The organism is Qipengyuania vesicularis (genome assembly GCF_019711415.1).
In the GTDB taxonomy this organism is placed as follows: Bacteria; Pseudomonadota; Alphaproteobacteria; order Sphingomonadales; family Sphingomonadaceae; genus Qipengyuania; species Qipengyuania vesicularis.
The window spans coordinates 410734-431379 of the sequence record NZ_JAIGNJ010000001.1 but is presented as its reverse complement, the minus strand read 5'-3'; the positions used below and the strand labels follow the sequence as shown (position 1 = coordinate 431379).

General features: G+C 61.8%; 14 protein-coding genes and 1 tRNA gene. 7 read left to right on the top strand and 8 right to left on the bottom strand.

The window, feature by feature from the left end; all coding sequences use genetic code 11:
• Positions 1–8: 8 nt before the first annotated feature.
• Both K3146_RS02170 and K3146_RS02165 read right to left on the bottom strand, forming a co-directional pair.
• Positions 9–1298, bottom strand: a complete 1290-nt coding sequence (locus tag K3146_RS02170; protein WP_221544558.1) for an adenylosuccinate synthase — start codon at positions 1296–1298, stop codon at positions 9–11.
• Between the two features lie 170 nt (positions 1299–1468).
• Positions 1469–2395: a hypothetical protein gene (locus tag K3146_RS02165; RefSeq protein ID WP_221544557.1), complete on the bottom strand. Its 927-nt coding sequence runs from the start codon at positions 2393–2395 to the stop codon at positions 1469–1471.
• Between the two features lie 68 nt (positions 2396–2463).
• Between K3146_RS02165 and K3146_RS02160 the strand changes: the two genes are divergently transcribed.
• From K3146_RS02160 to K3146_RS02150, 3 genes are read left to right on the top strand one after another with little or no spacing between them, the layout of a single operon-like run.
• Positions 2464–2961 (top strand): RrF2 family transcriptional regulator, encoded by a 498-nt coding sequence (locus K3146_RS02160; RefSeq protein ID WP_247710986.1) that lies wholly within the window; start codon positions 2464–2466, stop codon positions 2959–2961.
• Between the two features lie 35 nt (positions 2962–2996).
• Positions 2997–3938 carry an oxygen-dependent tRNA uridine(34) hydroxylase TrhO gene (gene trhO, locus K3146_RS02155; protein WP_221544556.1) on the top strand — a complete coding sequence of 314 codons (942 nt, stop codon included), beginning with the start codon at positions 2997–2999 and terminating at the stop codon, positions 3936–3938.
• On the top strand, positions 3931–4533 hold the full coding sequence (locus K3146_RS02150) for a glutathione S-transferase (protein WP_221544555.1): 603 nt from the start codon (positions 3931–3933) through the stop codon (positions 4531–4533). Before trhO ends, K3146_RS02150 begins: the two co-directional genes overlap by 8 nt.
• On the opposite strand, the gene K3146_RS02145 is transcribed toward K3146_RS02150, so the two are convergent.
• The 3 genes from K3146_RS02145 to K3146_RS02135 all read right to left on the bottom strand — a co-directional run bounded on the left by K3146_RS02145 (position 4530) and on the right by K3146_RS02135 (position 8524).
• Positions 4530–5642, bottom strand: coding sequence for an ATP phosphoribosyltransferase regulatory subunit (locus tag K3146_RS02145; RefSeq protein ID WP_221544554.1), 1113 nt, complete (start codon positions 5640–5642; stop codon positions 4530–4532). The genes K3146_RS02150 and K3146_RS02145 overlap by 4 nt on opposite strands.
• Before the next feature lie 28 nt (positions 5643–5670).
• The gene (gene serA / locus K3146_RS02140; RefSeq protein WP_221544553.1) at positions 5671–7254 is read right to left on the bottom strand and encodes a phosphoglycerate dehydrogenase; all 1584 of its coding nucleotides are present in this window, start codon (positions 7252–7254) and stop codon (positions 5671–5673) included.
• 112 nt (positions 7255–7366) lie between these two features.
• Positions 7367–8524: a phosphoserine transaminase gene (locus K3146_RS02135; protein WP_221544552.1), complete on the bottom strand. Its 1158-nt coding sequence runs from the start codon at positions 8522–8524 to the stop codon at positions 7367–7369.
• A 176-nt stretch (positions 8525–8700) separates the two neighbouring features.
• Here K3146_RS02135 and K3146_RS02130 point away from each other — a divergent pair, with 176 nt between their 5' ends.
• A complete protein-coding gene (locus K3146_RS02130; protein WP_221544551.1) occupies positions 8701–9873 on the top strand; it encodes a glycosyltransferase family 4 protein in 1173 nt (390 codons plus the stop codon).
• Position 9874: 1 nt separating this feature from the next.
• Here K3146_RS02130 and K3146_RS02125 read toward each other — a convergent pair whose 3' ends face one another.
• Positions 9875–10297 carry a hypothetical protein gene (locus K3146_RS02125; protein ID WP_221544550.1) on the bottom strand — a complete coding sequence of 141 codons (423 nt, stop codon included), beginning with the start codon at positions 10295–10297 and terminating at the stop codon, positions 9875–9877.
• A 71-nt stretch (positions 10298–10368) separates the two neighbouring features.
• Positions 10369–10965, bottom strand: coding sequence for a PadR family transcriptional regulator (locus tag K3146_RS02120; RefSeq protein ID WP_247710985.1), 597 nt, complete (start codon positions 10963–10965; stop codon positions 10369–10371).
• 105 nt (positions 10966–11070) lie between these two features.
• Here K3146_RS02120 and K3146_RS02115 point away from each other — a divergent pair, with 105 nt between their 5' ends.
• The 3 genes from K3146_RS02115 (at position 11071) to K3146_RS02105 (ending at position 13388) form a co-directional block, all read left to right on the top strand.
• Positions 11071–12390 carry a replication-associated recombination protein A gene (locus K3146_RS02115; protein WP_221544549.1) on the top strand — a complete coding sequence of 440 codons (1320 nt, stop codon included), beginning with the start codon at positions 11071–11073 and terminating at the stop codon, positions 12388–12390.
• The gene (locus K3146_RS02110) at positions 12380–13255 is read left to right on the top strand and encodes a hypothetical protein (RefSeq protein WP_221544548.1); all 876 of its coding nucleotides are present in this window, start codon (positions 12380–12382) and stop codon (positions 13253–13255) included. The genes K3146_RS02115 and K3146_RS02110 overlap by 11 nt, the downstream gene beginning before the upstream one ends.
• A gap of 57 nt (positions 13256–13312) precedes the next feature.
• Positions 13313–13388, top strand: a tRNA-Thr gene (locus K3146_RS02105).
• A gap of 24 nt (positions 13389–13412) precedes the next feature.
• On the opposite strand, the gene K3146_RS13535 is transcribed toward K3146_RS02105, so the two are convergent.
• A complete protein-coding gene (locus K3146_RS13535) occupies positions 13413–20402 on the bottom strand; it encodes a M10 family metallopeptidase (protein WP_221544547.1) in 6990 nt (2329 codons plus the stop codon).
• Between the last annotated feature and the right edge of the window lie 244 nt (positions 20403–20646).

The following is a 20646-nucleotide window of genomic DNA, read 5'->3' as shown; positions in this document are numbered from 1 at the left end:
CCGGCGCATCAATCCATGAAAGGATCGCGCATCAGGATCGTGTCGTCACGCTCGGGGCTGGTTGAAACCAGCGCCACGGGCGTTTCGATCAGTTCCTGGATACGCTGGACATATTTCACGGCATTGGCCGGCAGGTCTGCGAAGCTGCGCGCGCCCGCGGTGCTTTCGCTCCAGCCTTCCATCGTCTCGTAAATTGGTTCCACGGCAGCCTGGTCGGCGGCATGGCTGGGGAAGTAGTCGTAGACATTGTTCCGCAGTCGGTAGCCGGTGCAGATCTTCACTTCGTCGAGGCCGTCGAGCACATCGATCTTGGTGAGCGCGATGCCGGTGACACCACTGATGGCGCAGCTCTGGCGCACGATCACGGCATCGAACCAGCCGACGCGGCGCTGGCGGCCGGTAACCGTGCCGAATTCATGGCCGCGTTCGCCAAGCCGCTTGCCGATATCGTCCTCGAGCTCGGTCGGAAAAGGACCGCTGCCGACACGCGTGGTGTAGGCTTTCACGATTCCCAGCACGTAGCCGGTAGAATTGGGACCCAGCCCGCTACCCGAAGCTGCGGTACCGCTGACCGTGTTCGAACTTGTCACGAAGGGATAGGTGCCGTGATCGATATCGAGCAGAACGCCCTGTGCGCCTTCGAACAGGATCTTGGCGCCCGCCTTGCGAACCTTCTTGAGGCGCTTCCAAACGGGCTGGGCGTATTGCAGCACGAAATCGGCGATCCCGCGCAGTTCCTCGAGGAGCGCCTCGCGGTCGACTGGCGGCTGGTCGAAGCCTGCGCGCAGGGCATCGTGATGCGCGCACAAGCGATCGAGTTGCGGTTCCAGATGGTCGAGATGCGCCAGGTCGCACACGCGGATAGCGCGGCGGCCGACCTTGTCTTCGTAGGCCGGGCCGATACCGCGGCCCGTCGTGCCGATCTTGCCCGAACCGGCGGCGGTTTCGCGCAAGCCGTCAAGGTCGCGGTGGATCGGCAGGATCAGCGGACAATTGTCCGCCACGGCGAGATTGTCCGCAGTGATCTTGACGCCCTGCCCCTCGAGCTTCTCGACTTCGGCCTTCAGCGCCCAGGGATCGAGCACTACGCCATTGCCGATGATCGACAGCGTGCCCGAGACAATGCCCGAAGGCAGCAGCGAAAGCTTGTAGGTCGTCCCGTCGATTACCAGCGTATGGCCGGCATTGTGTCCGCCCTGGAAGCGGACGACTGCATCGGCACGGCTGGCGAGCCAGTCGACGATCTTGCCCTTGCCCTCATCGCCCCACTGGGCACCGATTACGGTCACGTTTGCCATGATTACGCCTTTACCCCTGCCAGGGGATCCACAAGGTCCTTCGACAGGACTCGACCAGGGGATGGAATGGAGAAGCGGACACCCGCTTCAAATGCGGTGCGCGGGTTAGGGGGCCGGAGGTGTCCCGTCAAGCCGCAGGCATACGCATTCGCCCGGCTGGCGGCGCGCTGTCAGGCGGCCTGAGGGATGGTGCAGGCCGAAGCAAAGCCAAGCCCGCGCTTGATTGCCGGGAACAGCCTTCCACTCGCCGCGCCGAGCGCCAGTTCGGTGCGAACCTTGCGCCCGAATAGCGCCTCGAGTCGCTCGCCCAGCTCGGCGGCCGTGGCAACATCGCCCGAGGAGACTGCCGCGCCGAAATCATAGGCAAGCTTGTCCTCTTCGCTTTCGGGCCTGCCCATCAACGCATTCTGGATGCGCGCAGGATCGAGGCCATCGGCCAGTGCGAATTGGCGGACGATCTCCACGCAGGGGCCGCAGTCCTCGGCGCGGGTCGAGCCCAGCCGCGCCATATGCAAAAGGGCAGAGGGAGCATGATGCCGGTGGCCGGAAAGCAGCATCGCATGCTGGAACTTTTCAGTTGCAAATCCCCCTGCCCGGTCGAGGTCATCCATGTAAGGTTCGGCCTCGCCCGCTACCTTGCGCATGGCAGCAAGAAAGACGTGCTTTGGAAGAGGAACCGGCGAGACGCGTCGACGTGCGAACTGGATGCCCACCGCCAGCAGTACCAGCAACGGCGGGCCGAGCACGCCCGGTGCGTCCTGCCAGAATACCGAGGGGTTGCAGATCCCGGTGGTTACTTCGTAGACGTGGAACGCGCCATGCGCCGCGAGCCAGCTGACCCCAATCAGCGCCGCTCCCCAGCGCAGCCCAAGATTGGCTGCCGCATAGAGCAGCACCGCGCCCGAGATCATGTAGGCCAACCCGATATCGCCGATGAAATGGCGATTTGCCGGGCCGGTGGTCTGCACCGTCTCCAGCGTGCCGTACCAGACCAGCGGGTCGGTCAGCATGAAGAGCCCGTTGGCGATCGCGAAAAGCGCAACCAGCGCGATCATCACTTGCATCAACCGGTCGAGGCCATCAGGTTTGCCCAACATCGCGCATCTCCTTATATTCGGATATTTGATATCCATATTTTAGAGGGCGCGCAAGAAGGATATTTCGGATGAGGATCAACAAGGGTGTCGAATGGGCTGCGCATGCCTGCGCGCTGCTGGCTCCCCTGTGGCCGGATCGCGGGCTTTCGCTTTCCGCACTGGCGGAGTTCCACGGCGTCCCCGAACCCTACATGGCCAAGCAGATGCAGGCGCTCGCCCGCGCCGGTATCGTGAATGGCGGTCGCGGACGAAGCGGGTTCTACAGCATGGCGCGACCACCGGCGGAGGTCACGCTTCTCGACATCCTGCTTGCCGTCGATGGCGAGGAACCCATGTTTCGCTGCACGGAAATCCGCCAGAACGGGCCCTGCGCCAGCAAGCCCCAGGACTGCAAGCTGCCCTGCAACATTGCTGCCGGCTTTGCGCAGGCGGAGGCGGCCTATCGGGAAAGCCTTGCGCGCGTCGATCTGGTAACCCTCAGCCGCAGCGTGGCAGCGCAGCTGGGCCCCGCGAAGGTCGGGCAGGCCGCTGAATGGATGGCAGACAACCTGCGATCGCGCCAATAGCATCGCTGGCGCGGGGCTGCTAAGGGCCCGCCGACATGTCAGACCTGCCTATCCGTATTGCCGCCCTCTATCATTTCACGCGGTTCGACGATCCTGCCGGACTCAAGCCCGGTCTGCTGGCCTGCGCCGAAGACCATGGCGTTCGCGGGACATTGCTGCTGGCGAACGAAGGGATCAACGGCACCGTTGCGGGGACCGACGCGGGCATCGAGGCGCTGCTCGGCTACATCCGCGCCCTGCCCGGTTGCTCGAACCTCGAATGGAAGGAATCGCGCGCGGCCGAAATGCCCTTCCACCGCACCAAGGTCCGCCTCAAGAAGGAGATCGTGACCATGGGCCAGCCCGACCTCAATCCGGTCGGTGGTGTGGGCATCTATGTCGATCCGCAGGAATGGAACGCGCTGATCTCCGATCCCGACACCATCCTGATCGATACCCGTAACGACTATGAAGTGGCTATTGGCACATTCGAGGGCGCGATCGATCCTGGAACCAGGAGCTTCCGCGAATTTCCCGAATGGTTTCGTTCACGCCGCGCGGAGTTCGAAGCGGAAGGCAGGACGCCGAAGATTGCGATGTTCTGCACTGGCGGTATCCGCTGCGAGAAATCGACCGCATTCGTGAAATCAGAAGGGCTGGAAGAGGTCTATCACCTCAAAGGCGGCATCCTCAAATACCTGGAGGATGTACCCGCGGAAGAAAGCCGCTGGCAGGGCGAATGTTTCGTCTTCGACGAGCGGGTCAGCGTCACGCATGGCCTCGATGTCGGCACGCACAGCCTGTGCCGCGCCTGCCGCCGCCCCTTGAGCGATCGTGATCTCGCCCACGAACGCTATGAGGAAGGCATCTCCTGCCACCAGTGTTTCGGTGAGCGCTCCGACGAACAGCGCGCCCGCTACCGTGAAAGGCACCGCCAGGCCAAACTCGCAACCAAGCGCGATGAAGAGCACATCGGGCGCAAGGACGCCGATGGCTGAACCGATCCTCTACAGCTTCCGCCGCTGCCCCTATGCCATGCGCGCCCGGATGGCATTGCACGTGAGCGGGGTCGCCCACGAACACCGCGAAGTCGTGCTGCGCGACAAGCCACCACAGATGCTCAAGGTCTCGCCCAAAGGAACGGTCCCCGTGCTCGTAACCGACGAAGGGGTGCTCGAAGAGAGCCTCGACATCATGCGCTGGGCCTTGGTGCGGAACGATCCTGAGGGCTGGCTGGAACGCGAGGCACCAGAATTGCTCGCCGCCAATGACGGCCCGTTCAAACACCACCTCGATCGCTACAAGTATTCGACCCGCTACAACGATGTTGATCCGGAAGAGCACCGGCAAGCCGCTCTCGTCCATCTGTGCGCCTTGGACGATCGCCTCTCCGCTTCACCCTATTTGTGCGGAGAAGAAAGGGGCTTCGCGGATATCGCCATTTTTCCCTTCGTGCGCCAGTTCGCCAATGCCGACCGCGATTGGTTCGAAGCGCAGGACTTGCCAAATGTGCAGCGCTGGCTCGATGGTCTGGTGAACTCGGAACTCTACGAGGGGGTCATGGCAAAGCACGACCAGTGGAAGGGCTCCTAAAGCGCCTTTGGCTGACCCTGCTCAAGGATATGCGTGCAGCCCAGAGCCGACGCATCATCACCCTCTCCGATTGCCGCCACCGTGCGCCATCCTTCACCACGCAGGCGTGCAGCAACCTCGCGGTCGTGGTCTAGAGGGAGGAACAGTGACTTACGATCGGGAAGGTCGGAATTGCCGAGCGCCTCTAGCAGTGGCTCCATGTAGAGCGAGAACCCAGTGGCGGCCTCTTCGCTGCCCTTGATCGCATAGGTTCCGCCGCGACCAAGTGCTCCACGAGCACCGGCTGCATGGATCGTGAAGCCGAACCAGCTCTGGTATTCGAAACCATGCCGTTCGGACGGATCGAGCGTCAGCCGTGCGCGATCACCCAGCGCCGCCGCAATCTCGCGCAACGCTGCAATCCGGGTGGCGAGCACGCCGCCGGCATCGATCGACGCAAGTTTGTCGATGGCTTCTTCGAACGGTCCGGTTGCATAGAGCAGCGGGAGATAGTCCTCGCCGCCAGCAGCTTTCAAACCGCCCGCATCCTTCATATCCAGCTCGCGCCGCACCGCATCACGCTGCCCCGAGGCGAGCGGCAGGGCCTTCTCGGCCAGCGTATCCACGAGATCGGGGAGCGTGAAATCCACCGAGAGGCCGGAGATACCGGCAGCCTCGAGAGCGTCGAGTGCAACGGTCACCGCTTCGATGGCAGCCGCGACACTGTCACTGCCGATGAGTTCAGCGCCCATCTGCAAACGCTGGCGGGCCGGATCGAGCTGGTCGGCCTTGAGAGTGGCGACTTCGCCGGCATAGGCGAGCCGCAAGGGGCGCGGCGCCTGAGCAAGGCTGGTCGCTGCAATCCGGCCGACCTGCACCGTAATGTCGCTCCGTAGCGCAAGCGTCCGCAGGCTTTCGGGATCGGTGAATCGCACCATCCGGCGGGTCGCCACGCCTTCCATCCGGCCAGCCAGAGATCTCTCGAACTCCACCAGCGGAGGACGGACGCGATCATAGCCATGCGTGTCCATCGCATCGAGGACCTGGCGCATGGCGCGGGTAATCGCGGCCGCGCGCGCAGGCAGCGCGTCTTCGAGGCCGATGGGCAGGAGATCGTCAGGCTGTGTCATACGGCCAGCGCCCCTGCCCTATCACGCATCAGAATGCCAGTGGCATTACCGTCTTCACGCCTTCGAGCGCGCAAGCCTTCTTGACGACCTCTTCCGGGATTGGCTGGTCGACACTGAGCAGCAGCACCGCTTCTCCGCCAGCCGCACGGCGGCCGAGGTTGAAGGTACCGATGTTGATGCCGTTTTCGCCCAGCAGCGAACCGATACGACCGATGAAACCGGGCGCGTCCTGGTTCACGATGTAGAGCATGTGCCCGTCGAGTTCGGCCTCGATACGGACGCCGAATATCTCCGTGAGACGCGGCGCTTCTGCGCCGAAGAGAGTTCCGGCAACCGACCGATCGCCGTCTTCCGTCCCAACGGTCACGCGGAGCAGAGTGTTGTAGGCACCCTCTTTCTCGTGGCGGATCGAACGGATGTCGAGGCCGCGTTCCTTCGCCAGGAAGGGCGCGTTGACCATGTTCACCGTGTCCGAATACTGGCGCATGAGGCCGGCAAGGACAGCGCCCTCGATCGGCTTGCCCGACAGTTCGGCCGCGGCGCCTTCACGCTCGATACTGATCTTGGTGAGGTTGCCGTGCGCAAGCTGACCGACAAGGCTGCCGAGGTTTTCCGCGAGGCCCATGTAGGGGCGCAACTTGGGCGCTTCCTCTGCGCTCAGCGAAGGCATGTTCAGCGCGTTGGTCACGCCGCCGTTGACGAGGTAGTCGGCCATCTGCTCTGCCACCTGCAACGCGACATTGACCTGCGCTTCGGTGGTGCTGGCGCCGAGGTGCGGCGTGCAAATGAAGTTGGGCATGCCGAACAAGGGGCTGTCCTTGGCAGGTTCTGTCTGGAATACGTCGAGCGCAGCGCCTGCGACCTGTCCGGTCTCGAGCGCCTCCGCAAGCGCCGCCTCGTCGATCAGGCCACCGCGCGCGCAGTTGACGATGCGAACACCCTTCTTGGTCTTGGCAAGGTTTTCGCGGCTAAGGATATTGCGGGTCTCATCGGTCAGCGGAGTGTGAAGCGTGATGAAGTCGGCGCGGGCTAGAAGCGTGTCCAGCGTGACCTTCTCGACGCCGATCTCCAGCGCGCGCTCCTCGGTGAGGAATGGGTCGAAGGCGATGACCTTCATCTTGAGACCTTGGGCGCGACTGGCGACGATCGAACCGATGTTGCCAGCTCCGATCAGGCCGAGCGTCTTGCCGGTCACTTCCACGCCCATGAAATCATTCTTGGGCCATTCACCCGCCTGCGTGCGGCGGTCGGCGGCGGGAATCTGGCGGGCGAGCGCCATGATCATCGCGATCGCGTGTTCGGCGGTCGTGATCGAGTTACCGAAGGGGGTATTCATCACCACTACGCCCTTGCCGCTGGCATAAGGGATGTCGACATTGTCGACACCGATACCTGCGCGGCCGATGACCTTGAGATTGGTCGCCGCGTCGAGGATTTCGGGCGTCACCTTGGTCGACGAACGGATGGCGAGGCCATCGTATTCGCCGATGCGGGCTTTCAGTTCTTCGGGCGTTTCGCCGGTGATGACATCGACGTCGCAGCCGCGCTCTTCGAATATTTTCGCGGCGTTCGGGTCCATCTTGTCGCTGATGAGGACTTTGGGTTTGCTCATGTCTTGAATTCCTTGAAATCGTCACCCCGGACCTGATCCGGGGTCCCGCTTTCTTGAAGGCGGGAGAAAAGGGAAGTGGGACCCCGGCTCAAGGCCGGGGTGACGCGATAGGTCAGGCGCCAGCCTTTACCTGCTCGTAGGCCCACTCGATCCACGGCAGGAGACGCTTCAGGTCTTCCTGCTCGACCGTGCCGCCGCACCAGATGCGCAAGGACGGCGGAGCGTCGCGATAGCCGTTGAAGTCGTAGCCGACGTCGCGCTCTTCGAGCAGCTTGACGATCTTCTTCGGCACACCTGCCTTATCCTCGTCGGAGAGGTTGTCGTACCAGTCACCCTGGAAGACGAAGCACACGCCGGTGTTGGTCTGCTTGGCCGGGTCGGAGACCATGTTGCGCAGCCAAAGGGTCGCTTCGATCCAGTCCTTGACGATCTTGGCGTTGGCATCGGCGCGTTCGAACATCGCCTTGCGGCCGCCCATCGCCTGCGCCCATTCGAGCGCATCGATGTAATCTTCGGTGGCCAGCATCGAGGGCGTATTGATGGTCGCGCCTTCGAAAATGCCGCGATTGATCTTGCCGCCCTTCTTCAGGCGGAAGAGCTTGGGCAGCGGCCATTCCGGATCATATTCCTCAATCCGCTGCACGGCCTTGGGCGATAGCACCAGCATGCCGTGCTGCGCTTCCGAGCCCATCACCTTCTGCCAGCTGTAGGTCGTGGCATCGAGCTTGGCCCAGTCCATTTCCATCGCAAAGACGGCACTGGTGGCGTCGTTGATGGTCACACCTTCACGGCCCGGGGCGAGCCAGTCGGTGTTCGGGATCTTGGCGCCCGACGTAGTGCCGTTCCAGGTGAAGACGACGTCATTGTCTTGCGGGATCGAGGCAAGGTCGGGGATTTCGCCGTAATCGGCGTCGAGCGTGGTCAGCTTGGGCAGCTTGAGCTGCCTGACCGCGTCCTGGATCCAGACGTTACCGAAGCTTTCCCACGCCGCCACGGTGGCCGGACGGTCAGGGCGCAGCATCGTCCACATTGCGCATTCAAGCGCGCCCGTGTCCGAGGCGGGCATGATGCCGACGAGGTAATCCTCGGGCACGCCGAGCATCTCCTTCGACAGGTCGATGGCGTATTTCAGCCGCGACTTGCCAAGGGCGCTGCGATGCGAGCGTCCGAGCGATTCGGTTTTCAGATTGGAAGCGGACCAGCCCTTGTGTTTGGCGGTCGGCCCCGACGAAAAGAAGGGGCGCTCAGGCTTGAGCGTCGGTTCAGTCATGTATTCTCTCCTTGCAGAGAGCACGCGCGGCGTTGGGACCGCGTGGCCCGCCGGCGGCAATAAAGTTGCTTTTCAGGGAGTCAACGCGAAATAGGTATGCGCCTGTCGAAACTCCGGCTTCGCTGCACCAACCACCCTCTCGCCAAAGTGGTTCCGCTTCCCTAAGGCGCTTCGCGATGGATGTGACCGATCTTCGCATCGCGCTGTTCAGCGGGAATTACAACTATACCCGCGATGGTGCGAACCAAGCGCTCAACCGGCTGGCGGAATACCTGCTGCGGCAGGGCGCGTCGCTGCGTGTATTTGCACCCGTGGTCGACAATCCCGACTTTGAGCCCACCGGCGATCTGGTGAATGTCCCCAACGTCCGCATGCCGGTCAAGGGAAGGGGCGAATACCGACTGCCACTCGGTCTCAACGATGAGGCAAAGCGCGATCTTGAGGACTTCGCTCCGAACACGGTGCATGTATCTTCACCCGATCCCACGGGACATGCCGCACTGAAATGGGCGCGGAGTAAGGATGTGCCGGTTCTCGCCAGCGTTCACACCAGGTTCGAGACCTATCCACGCTACTACGGCCTCGGCTTCCTCGAACCGGTGGTCGAAGGTATCTTGCGCCGGTTCTACAACCGCTGCGATGCGCTAGTGGCGCCTTCCCAAAGCCAGATCGACGAACTCCGGGCGCAAGGCATGCACGAGGACATCTCGATCTGGTCACGCGGAGTCGATCGCGAGACTTTCGACCCCTCGCGCCGAGACCTGGAGTGGCGGCGCGCCAACGGCCTGGCCGATGACGATGTCGCGATCGTTTTCCTTGGCAGGCTGGTGATGGAGAAAGGTCTCGACGTGTTCGCCGATACCATCGTCGAACTGCGCAAACGGCAGGTGCCGCACAAGGTTCTGGTGATCGGAGATGGCCCGGCTCGCGGGTGGTTCGAAAAGGCGCTGCCGGGCGGAACCTTCGTGGGTTTCCAGACCGGGAAGGATCTGGGCCGTGCGCTGGCGAGCGGAGACATTTTCTTCAACCCGTCGATCACCGAAACCTTCGGCAATGTGACGCTGGAAGCCATGGCTTGCGGCCTGCCGGTAGTCGCAGCCGGAGCGACCGGTGCGGCCAGCCTGGTCACACCGGGTGAGACAGGACAATTGGTCCCACCCGGCAAGCCCGAAGCATTTTCCAAGGGCTGCGCCGAAGCGCTCGCTCCCTACTGTACGAACGACACGCTGCGACTGGCGCATGGCTCTGCCGGGGAAAAGGCCGCACGTGCCTACAGCTGGGATGCAATCAACCAGGCCGTGGTCGATACCTACCTCCGATTGCAAGCCTCTCGTGCGGCCGCTCGATAGGCTATCGCAGCACGCCTTGTGCGCGCATCCGGATCGAATACCAGACCAGGAATAGCGTGACCGCCCATATGGTCAGCGCGATCCCCCAACCCTGCATATCCGCCGGCAACTCGTTGAGCACCCGCTGGTAGATCGTAGTGCCGACCAGCCCGATCACCGAAACCAGAAATGCCGTGACCGCCCAGCGTGACCGCAGGAGCAGGAGCACCGATCCAAGCGTCGCACCCCAGACGCCGAGCGCCCAGAGCGCATCGGCCCAGGCAGGGAAGTTGGAGACGTAATCGATTGCCTCATGACTCATCCCGAAGCCATCGAGTTTGCCAAGTTGGGTGCTGGTGTAGCTCCAAGCCCCCACCGCGTTCCACAGCAGTGTGAGAATTCCGACGACCCACAGGTGCCAGGGCGCTTTAGCTTGCGTTTCCATCTCTCTTCTCCCCTCTCACGTCCCTCAAACACAGCCTAACGCGGGCTGCAAGGGACGCAAGCGGGAGTCGGTCAAAGGCGCTCGATCTTCTTCGCCAGCTCGTCGACTAGGTCCACGATCTCTCGGACCGTATCTTCGTCTAGCTTGCCGGTGCGGGCGCGGTTCTTGAGGACTGTCGCAAGATTGCCAACCGCGCGGAACATCTCCGGTGTCGCATAGGCGCGGCGGTGTTCGCCGTGACCCGAAAGGCGCTCCATGATCCGCTCGACTTCCTCGGCCCGGTCTTCGAGTTCCTTCTGCCCCTCCTCCGTGGCTTCGTAGGCCTTGCGCGTTTCATCGCCCTTGGCGGGCGTGATTGCGCCCTCATCCTCGAGCAGTGACAGCGTCGGATAGACCGTGCCCGGACTGGGCGCATAGCTACCGCCGGTCAGATCCTCGATTGCCTTGATAAGCTCGTAGCCGTGGCGCGGCTCGTCGCCGAGCAGCTTCAGCAGCACGAGGCGCAGTTCGCCCGAGCCGAACATCCTCCGACGGCGCCCGCCACTGCGACCTGCAAAAGGTCCGCCCGGTCCGAATGCTTCTTCCCAACCGCCCATCATCTCCATGCGTGACAGCATGCCCAGTTTGCGGAGCTTGCGCAGTTTCCTGAGTTTGTGAGCCTTGTACATGTCAAATTCCTCAATGCATCTTCGATAGCTCTACGATATATCTTACATTGCAGCATGCAAGAGCCCCATGCAAATCCTCTGCGAACACCCTATGTCAGCCGACCAATGGCCGATCTCTTTCCCGACGAAATGCCACAGGCACCCAGCCGCGAAGCGCCGCGCGAGGACGCGCCGCTCGCCGACCGTCTGCGCCCCAGAACCCTCGATGAAGTCATCGGGCAAGACCACCTCACCGGTCCCGAAGGCGCCATCGGCCGGATGGTTGCCGCCGGACGCCTATCGAGCATGATCCTGTGGGGGCCACCGGGAACGGGCAAGACCACCACCGCGCGCTTGCTGGCGGACAGCGTAGGAATGCGTTTCGAGAGTGTGAGCGCCGTCTTCAGCGGCGTGGCCGACCTCAAGAAGGCGTTCGCCGCTGCAGACAAGGCTGCCGAAGCGGGGCAGCGCACACTGCTCTTCGTGGACGAAATCCACCGCTTCAACCGCGCCCAGCAGGATGGCTTCCTCCCCTTCGTCGAGCGCGGGACGGTGACGCTCGTGGGTGCGACGACAGAAAACCCCAGCTTTGCGCTCAACGCCGCATTGCTTAGCCGCGCGCAGGTACTAATCCTCCAGCGGCTCGACCATGAAGCCTTGGGGCAATTGCTCGACCGGGCCGAGACGCTCGAAGGCCCGCTTCCACTCACCGAGAATGCGCGCGAGGCGCTGATCGCCAGCGCCGATGGCGACGGGCGTTTCCTGCTCAACCAGGCCGAAACGCTCTACAATGCGAAGATCGATGGCGAACTCGACCCGGCCGCGCTCGGCAAGTTCCTGCAACGCCGCGTCGCCGTCTATGACAAGGACCGCGAGGGCCACTACAACCTCATCTCTGCGCTCCACAAGGCAGTGCGCGGTAGCGACGTGCAGGCGAGCCTCTATTACCTGGCGCGCATGCTCATCGCGGGCGAAGAGCCACGCTTTCTCGCCCGCCGTCTCGTCCGCATGGCGGTGGAGGACATCGGCATGGCAGACCCCCAGGCGCTGGTGCAGTGCATGGCGGCGAAAGACGCATATGAGTTTCTAGGCAGTCCGGAAGGCGAGCTTGCACTGGTGCAGGCCTGCACCTACCTCGCCACCGCGCCAAAATCGAACGCGGTCTACAAGGCGCAAAAAGCTTCCTTCAAATCGGCGAAGGAAACCGGCAGCCTGATGCCGCCGCAGAACATCCTCAACGCGCCGACCAAGCTGATGAAGGATATCGGTTATGGCTCGGGCTACAGCTACGATCACGATGCCGATGACGGATTTTCGGGCGACAATTACTGGCCCGAGGAGATGGAGCCGCAAAACTATTACGAGCCGGTCGAACGAGGCTTCGAGCGGGAGGTGAAGAAGCGGCTCGACTATTGGGACAAGCTCAGGCGCGAACGTGAAGGATAGGTTCCGTCATTTCCTCGCGATTGACTGGTCGGGGGCGAAAGGTGCCAGGCAGAAAGGGATCGCCCTCGCCCTAGCCGATGCAGTAGGCGGTCCGCCTGTCCTTGTGCGTCATGTCTGGTCGCGCGAGGAGGTTATGGCGGTGCTCCGCGACGACTTGCCAGCCGATACGCTGGTTGGTCTCGACCTGGGAATGGCACTGCCCCACGCCGATTGCGGCGCTTTCTTTCCGGGTTGGGACGACACTCCGCAAGACGCTCCTTCGCTTTGGGAGTTGATCGACCGGCTTGCCTCGGGCGATCCAAACCTTGGAGCCAACAGCTTCATTGCCCACCCTGAGCTGCGAACCTACTTCCGCGACGGGTCGGAGACCGGTGTGCACTTCGGGTGCGATGGAGCGAATCATGGCCGGGGCCGCTTCCGTGTCACCGAGCAGGCTCAGGCAGCAATGGGCTGCAAACCCTATTCGAACTTCAATCTGGTTGGCGCAGCGCAGGTTGGCAAGTCCAGCCTCACGGGAATGCGAATGCTCCATCGACTGCGGGGCCACCTGCCCGTCTGGCCGGTAGATTTCTTGCCCGACCGCGGATCTGTCGTGGTCGAGATCTACACCAGCCTGGCGGCCATCGAGGCCGGTAGAAGCTCGGCCAAGGCCAAGATGCGAAGCCTGGGGGAGCTCAACAACGCGCTATCTGCCTTGGGCTCGCCGCCAGTAGAGGGCATCGGCAAGATCGACGATCACGCGACCGACGCCTTGTTGACAGCGGCATGGCTCCGCAAGGTCGCTCACGAGCCCCATCGCTGGGCGCCAGCCGACCTCACGCCCGAGATTGCCCGCACGGAGGGTTGGACCTTCGGAGCATTGTGATATCGGGCTGGACGCGAGGAACTTTTTCCGCCAGAGGCGCGCCCTGCCCGATCATGTGCCGGTTTAGCTCAGTTGGTAGAGCAGTTGATTTGTAATCATCAGGCCAGGGGTTCGAATCCTCTAACCGGCACCATTCTATTCCTCTCCTGCGATCAGCCTACAGCACGAAGTCAGCGCTGGTGAGGTCGTAGAGGCCTTCGAGCCTGACCTGCAGGTCGGCGAAACCATCCCCATCGGTATCGGCGGCGGCGAAGGTATCGCCGTTCTCGGTGAAGAAACGCAGTTCGCCCGCCGTGCCGGAGAATTCCGCCTCGCCTACGAAGGTGAAGGCGTCATCCCCGCCACCCGCGATCGCGTCGATTGCTGACAGGTCGATGAGGTCGCCCTCGCTCTGGCTGAAGTCGTGGATGACATCGGCATTGCCCTTCCAGCGGCCCGTATCGCCCTCGGCGAACCAGAAAATGTCCGCGCCCGTGCCGCCATGAAGCTGGTCGTAGCTCGAACCACCGATGATGATGTCATCGCCCGCATCGCCATAGAGCGTATCGCTATGCGCGCCGCCGTCGAGCGTGTCGTTGTAATCGCCACCGTGGAGCTCATCGCGGCCACTCGTTCCATATAGCTGGTCGTCGCCCGCCTCGCCATAGAGCGTGTCGTGGTCGCCAAGGCCGTTCAGAAGGTCGTCGCCCTCCCCGCCCCAGGCGATGTCATCGCCGTCGTCGAGATAGGCGGTGTCGTTGCCAGCATCGCCATAGGCGAGATCGGCACCGCTGCCGCCGCGCAGATAATCGCCGCCATTGCCACCGGTGAGCACATCGTCGCCGTCACCGCCCAGCAGGCGGTCGAAGCCGGCCCCGCCCTCGAGAGCATCATCGCCGTCCTCGCCATAAAGATAATCCGATCCGCCGCCGCCAGCGATCATGTCGGCAACGAGTCCACCGAGAATGGTGTTCACGTTGTCATCACCGCTAAGCGTATCGGCATGGTCGGAGCCGGTAAGGTTTTCGATGTTGGCAAGGACATCGATACCCGCGCCGATCGTGTCCTGCGGATCGGTCACGGCGAGGCTAACGGTGACGCCTGCCGAGGCCGAGCCGTAGCTCGCGGTATCGGTACCGTTCCCGCCGTCGAGCAGATCGTCGCCGTCGCCGCCGTCAAGCGTGTCCCAGCCCGAGCCGCCCATTAGGACGTCGGCATCGTCACCGCCATAGATGATGTCGTTCCCGCCTTCGCCATTCAGCGCATCGCCGCTCAAACCGCCGCTCAGCACATTGGCGTTATCGTCACCCGTCAGCGTGTCGGCATAGTCGGAGCCGGTCAGGTTCTCGATATCGATCAGCATATCGCTGCCTGAGCCGGTGATTTGCGCGGCGCCCTGAAGCGCGAGCGAGACGACGACACCCGAAATGGCATTCTCGTAGCTCGCCGTGTCAGTGTCTTCGCCGCCGTCCAGCGTATTGTCGCCGGTGTTGGCAAGCAGCGTGTCGTCGCCGGTTCCGCCATAGAGGTCGTAATTGCCTGAGAACCCGTGAAGCGTGTCGTCGCCATCCATGCCGTAAGCCGAACCGCCGCTGAAGAGATAGATATCGTTATCGAGCGAGTTGCCTGTCATCCCGTTTCCGGAACCCAAGGCTTCGCCGTTCTCGACGTATTCCGGCAAGACATAGCCCGAGAAGCGGACCTGCACCGTATCGCTATCGCCGCCATCCGCCGCCTCGACGATCGTCGTCGTATCGCTCCAGACGACATATGTGTCGTTTCCAGCTCCGCCTTCGAGGGTGTGATCTGTTCCAAAGGCGTTGAAGTAGTCATCGCTATCGGAGCCGATGATGTGCTGGGCTGTGGCTTGCGTCGAAATCGTATCGAAGCTCGCCTGTACTTCGTAATACGCAGCGGTGACTTCCAGGTTGTTCTCTTCTGCACCGTCCATCAGGACGACGACATCGTCATTGCTGTCCACGTAGAAGTAGTTTTCGCCCAGGCCGCCATAGAGCGTGTCGGCACCTTCGCCTCCATCGAGCTCGTTGTTGCCGCTCCCGCCGATAAGAATATCGTCGCCGGCCCCGCCATTGAAATAGGCGTCGCCGCCGTCCTCGATGTTGGAGCCGTCGAGGGTGTCGTTGCCCGCACCTCCGTCCATGTAGGCGATCGAATGGTGACCCGACAAAGTCATCGAGTTGTCCAGTTCGTTGCCGTCAATGCTCACATAACCGTCGTATTCATCAGCCCCGACAGCATTTTCGACATTGTCCGACATGGCGTGATAGCCGCCTCGTACGTAGACGGTATCGGTCCCTTCGCCTGCATTCTCGACAACGGTGTCGCTCGATCCTTCAACGTAATAGACGTCATCGCCGAGGCCGCCTGCCAGTGTATCGTCGCCTGCGCCGCCATCGAGGAAATTGGCGTTGTCGTCGCCGGTCAGCGTGTCGTCATAGTCGCCGCCGATCAGGTTCTCGATGCTCACAAGCGTGTCCATGCCAGCCGAACCGGTGTCCTGCACCGAGCCCTGCAGGGCGAGCGAAACGGTTACCGCCGAAAAGGCGCCGGCATAGGACATGGTGTCATTGCCCTCGCCGCCATCGATCGTGTCGTCCGAACCCGACCCGTAGTTGGTGATGAAGAAATCGTCGCCGGCAAGGCCGTAAGCTGAGCTGGAATATGAAATCTCGAGTATGTTATCGAGATCGTTGCCGGTGATGGTCGAATTCCTGACCGAGGAATAACCATCCTCGACAAAATCGGGCAGGACGTACGAGGTCATGCTGGTCCAGACATAGTCGGCATCGCCGCCATCGGCAGTTTCGATAACCGTCACATTCGCGTCTGACACATGGTAAGTGTCGTTACCCGCACCGCCTTCGACGATCTGGTTGTCATTCAGAAAAACAAAATTGTCGTCGCCATCCGATCCGATGACATGGGCATCCTCATCCTGGATCCAGACTTCGTCGTAGGTGTTCTGCAGCTCGTAATGGGTGACCCCTGTAAGGAGGGTCAGCTCGTTGTAGCCGCTTTCGTCGATGGTGATCGTGTTGAGATTATCGGACAGGAAGAACAGGTTGGTGCCCGAGCCGCCGATTATTGTGTCGGCTCCGGCGCCATCGAAGAACTGGTTCCAGCCCGCGCCGCCGATCATGATATCGTCGCCATCCTCGCCGTTGAGTTCGACAAAGCTGTCCGCATCGAAATTCGAGGCATCGAAAGTATCGTTGCCTTCGCCGCCATAGGCGAAGGACAGTTCCTGCGAGGTCTCCCAGCTGAAGTGGTTGTCGAGCTCGTTGCCCGTCAGGATCAGGCGGTTGCCGGTGTAGGCAGCTGCGGCAACGATATTTTCGAGGTTGGCCCCGAGCGTATAGTCGTTCTGGACATAGACCGTATCGGTACCTTCACCGGCATTCTCGGTAATGGTCACGGAGCCGACGACGTAATAGCTGTCATCGCCGAGCCCGCCGACCATGGTCGAGCCTGCGTCTGCGCGCAGGATGTTCGCGCCGTCATTGCCCGTCAGCGTGCCGACGCCGTTGAGGTACGCTTCCTCGATATTGTCCGCGACCGTATAGTCGATATCGCCGGTGATCTGGACGTAGTCATAGCCGCCGTCTGCGGCTTCCACGATGATCGCCGAGGCATCGGTGATGTAGTAGCGGTCGTCTCCTGCGCCGCCAGTCACGCTGTCGAACGCATTGATATTGAAATATGCGGCCGCGGTGTCGCTGCCGACGACGGTCTGGCCGCCAGAACCGCCCAGATAGACATAGTCGACGCCCTCCACGAGCGCATAGTTCGACGCGGTCAGGAAGACCGAAGCGCCCGTCGCCGTGTCGAACAGGATCGTGTCGTTCTCGTCATCGACATAGAATGTGATTTCCGCGCCGACGCTGGCGGTCGCGTCCATCACGTCCGCACCGGTGCCGCCGTCGATGGTGATTTCATCGAGCCCCGTCACGGTGATCGTGTCGTCGCCGTCGCCGCCATAGGCGTAGATGTTGTCGCCGCTGGCATCGATGGTGATGGTATCCGCGCCTTCCAGGCCATAGGCGTAGACCGAGTCCGAAGAACCGGTCTGGTTGACCACGATGTCGTTGTCATCCGCATTGCCAGTCGCGGTCACCGCAGTGCTGGCATTGATGGTCAATGCCTCGGTGTTGGCGGACAGCGCATAGGTCCCCAGCGAGGCAATGATGCGGTCGAAGCCCTCGCCGAAGTTTTCCGAGACAAGGTCGCTCGCATCATCGACGTAATAGGTATCGTCCCCGAGTCCGCCGACCATGAAGTCGGTCCCCGCGCCACCATCGATGATGTCGTTGCGGTCACCACCGGTAATGAGGTTGTCGAGATCGTTGCCGGTGAGCGTGTTGTCAGAAACCGTGTCGCCAGCGGTCAGGTAATCGACATTATCGCCGAGCGTGTAGGTCGTCAGCGAGGTGATCACATGGTCGACACCTTCGTCGTCGTTTTCGATTACGACGTCGCCGATGTTGTCGACGTAATAGATGTCGTGGCCGAGGCCGCCGATCAGCGTGTCCGCGCCCGCACCGCCGTCCAGCTCGTCGTCGCCATCGCCGCCGGTGATGGTGTTGTCGAGAGCGTTGCCGGTCAGCGTATTGTCCGAAACGGTATCGCCGGCGGTAAGGTTCTCGACGTGGTCCACGAGCGTGTAGGTCGTCAGGGTGGTGATGACTTCATCGGTGCCCTCACCATCGTTTTCGATGACGGTGTCGCCGTTATTGTCGACATAGAAGATGTCGTCGCCAAGCCCGCCGGTCATGCGGTCGGCACCCGCGCCGCCGTCGAGGATGTCATTGCCATCGAGGCCGCGCAGGATGTCGTCGGCATCGTTGCCCGAGATGAAATTGTCGAGCGCGTTGCCTTCGAATTCGCTGCTCCGGCTGGTGTGCACCGAAGTGAGGTTCTCTACGTTGGCGTGATCCTGCAGCGAAAAGCTGGTCAGCGCGGTCGTGATAGTGTCGGTGCCTTCCCCTTCCAGTTCGGTCACCACATCGCCGGTGGAGTTGACGTGATACAAGTCATCGCCTTGCCCGCCGACCATAGTGTCGTCGCCGCCATCGCCGTTCAGCGTGTCATCGTTGGTGCTGCCAGTGATCGTGTTGTCGAGGTCATTACCGACCAGGGTGTATGCGATGAGGTTGTTGCCAGCTGTCAGGTTTTCGACATTGTTGCCAAGAACGTAGCGGCTTGCCGTCGTGATGACCGTGTCGGTGCCTTCGCCATATTCTTCGGTGACGACGTCGTTTTCGCTGTCGGTGTAGTAGGTGTCGTCGCCAAGGCCGCCGACCAGCGCGTCGTCGCCCGCACCACCGTCGAGAACGTCGTCGTCCTCGGTGCCGGAGATCGTGTTATCCAGGTCATTGCCGGTGAATGTCCTGCTGCCGGTGCTGTCGGCGGCTGACAGGTTCTCGACATTGTCGCCCAGCGTGTAGGCCAAGAGCGATGTGATGACCGAGTCCGTGCCTTCGCCGGCCAGTTCGGTAACGACATCGCCCGCGGTATCGACGTAGAAGGTGTCATCGCCCGCGCCGCCGATCATCGTATCATCGCCGCCATCGCCATCGAGCACATCGTTTCCGGCACCACCGTCCAGCGTGTCGGAATAGGTGCCGCTTGTGATAGTGTTATCTAGCGCATTGCCCGTGAAAGTTCGTGCTCTGGAGCCGGTCGACTGAAGATTCTCGACATTGTCGCCGAGCGTGTAGGTCGAAAGCGACGTGATGACCGTGTCCGTGCCTTCATCGGCCAGTTCGGTAACGACATCGCCCTCAGCATTCACATGGTAGGTATCGTCGCCGGCGCCGCCGATCATTGTGTCGGATCCGCCATCGCCGTTCAGCGTATCGTTGCCGAGGCCGCCGCGAAGCGTGTCGTCCGAGCTCGAGCCGACGATGACGTTGTCTAGGTCATTCCCGGTAAAGTCGCGCGCAGCGGTGTTTCCTGTCGTCCGGAGCTGTTCGACATTGTCGGGCAGGACATAGGTCGCGAGCGAGGTATAGACCCGGTCGGTGCCCTCGTCGGCACTCTCGGTGACCACATCGCCGGCATTGTCGACATAGTACCTGTCGTCGCCAGTGCCGCCGATCATCGTGTCGGCACCGGCACCGCCATCGATGGTGTCGTTGCCACCCATGGCGTTGATGGTGTCGTCACCATTGCCGCCATCGAGGACGTTGTCTTCGTCATTGCCCGTAATGCTGTCGGCATAGGAACTGCCGGTAGCATTCTCGATTACGACGCCATTTGCGATGGTATAGCCGCCATAGACGATACCGGCGCCGCTGCTGCCATCCTGGTAGCTCGCCCAGCCGCCACCGCCCTCTTCGTTGAGCAGGGTCGCAGCGCGAAGATCGAGGGTTACGCCGCCATCGCACAGGGCTGCGCTGAGCTCGTCAGTCCCGCTGACATCCCAGATGCATATCCAGCTTTCAGTGCCGGAACTGGAGGGGAGATAGTAGACATCGTCGCCGGTAGCAGTCGACATGTTCGCACCGTAGATCGCCTGGATCGCCGCGATGTCGAACGCCATCGGGGTTGCGGCATAACCGGCCCTGGTCGTTCCGCTGTCGAGATCGGGATGCTGGAAGACATAGGCCATGACCGAATAGAGGCCCGACCCCAGATTATTGTCGCCCGCATCGTTCTGACCGTCGACACCTGCGAAGGGGCCGTCTCCATCGGTCTCGAAAGTGTGGTTGAGGCCGAGGGCGTGGCCGATTTCGTGCAGGAAGGTGTAGAGGCCGTAGCCGCCCTCGACGTTGGTCGAGGCGTTTACGTAATAAGAGTTGTATGCGCCGCCGTCGCCATTGTTGTTCGGCGTCCAATGATAGGCACCGTAACCATAGTTCTGGCCCGACACGAGATACTCGGTCCACGTCGGATCGTCGGCCGGGTCCGTCACTTCCTGGAAAGTAATATCGGCAACCGCGCTCCACGCGTTTATCGCGTGTCGGAACATGTCGTCGGAATTGTTAGCTGCCCAGCCGCCTACAGTGGGATTGCCATAGTCATCGAGGGCAGTGTCGTCATCCGACAGATAGAAGCTGATTGTCCCCGTGTAGTATGTGCCGTAGATGAGCGTGCGGACGTACTCGTTGGTAATGTCCGTTTCGTCAAAATTTCGTGCCACAGCCATGGTCTTGCTTCCGTCCCTGTTCCATCCCGTGCGGAGAAGAAGGGGACCTGCCGGCTTCCATGCGTGTTTGTGACGCCGGGCAGAGGCGAATGCCCTGCCCGGTGAACCCCCAACAGCTTGTCCGTTCCAGCGATCCCGATCCGCAATCAGGATTTCGGATTAGCGGGATCGGTTTTTCGAAAGGTGAACCAAATCCGGAAAATTTCTGGATTCTCGTCAAGCGCTCCGAGCTTCTGGCAATCTC

Excerpts from the sequence above, each read along its gene's own strand:
- K3146_RS02160 (WP_247710986.1), top strand. The coding sequence starts at position 2,464 with ATGAGGATCAACAAGGGTGTCGAATGGGCTGCGCATGCCTGCGCGCTG.
- K3146_RS02115 (WP_221544549.1), top strand. The coding sequence starts at position 11,071 with ATGGCCGATCTCTTTCCCGACGAAATGCCACAGGCACCCAGCCGCGAA.
- K3146_RS02150 (WP_221544555.1), top strand. The coding sequence starts at position 3,931 with ATGGCTGAACCGATCCTCTACAGCTTCCGCCGCTGCCCCTATGCCATG.
- K3146_RS02170 (WP_221544558.1), bottom strand. The coding sequence starts at position 1,298 with ATGGCAAACGTGACCGTAATCGGTGCCCAGTGGGGCGATGAGGGCAAG.
- K3146_RS02125 (WP_221544550.1), bottom strand. The coding sequence starts at position 10,297 with ATGGAAACGCAAGCTAAAGCGCCCTGGCACCTGTGGGTCGTCGGAATT.
- K3146_RS02120 (WP_247710985.1), bottom strand. The coding sequence starts at position 10,965 with ATGTACAAGGCTCACAAACTCAGGAAACTGCGCAAGCTCCGCAAACTG.
- trhO (WP_221544556.1), top strand. The coding sequence starts at position 2,997 with ATGTCAGACCTGCCTATCCGTATTGCCGCCCTCTATCATTTCACGCGG.
- K3146_RS02165 (WP_221544557.1), bottom strand. The coding sequence starts at position 2,395 with ATGTTGGGCAAACCTGATGGCCTCGACCGGTTGATGCAAGTGATGATC.
- K3146_RS02135 (WP_221544552.1), bottom strand. The coding sequence starts at position 8,524 with ATGACTGAACCGACGCTCAAGCCTGAGCGCCCCTTCTTTTCGTCGGGG.
- K3146_RS02145 (WP_221544554.1), bottom strand. The coding sequence starts at position 5,642 with ATGACACAGCCTGACGATCTCCTGCCCATCGGCCTCGAAGACGCGCTG.
- K3146_RS02130 (WP_221544551.1), top strand. The coding sequence starts at position 8,701 with ATGGATGTGACCGATCTTCGCATCGCGCTGTTCAGCGGGAATTACAAC.
- serA (WP_221544553.1), bottom strand. The coding sequence starts at position 7,254 with ATGAGCAAACCCAAAGTCCTCATCAGCGACAAGATGGACCCGAACGCC.
- K3146_RS13535 (WP_221544547.1), bottom strand. The coding sequence starts at position 20,402 with ATGGCTGTGGCACGAAATTTTGACGAAACGGACATTACCAACGAGTAC.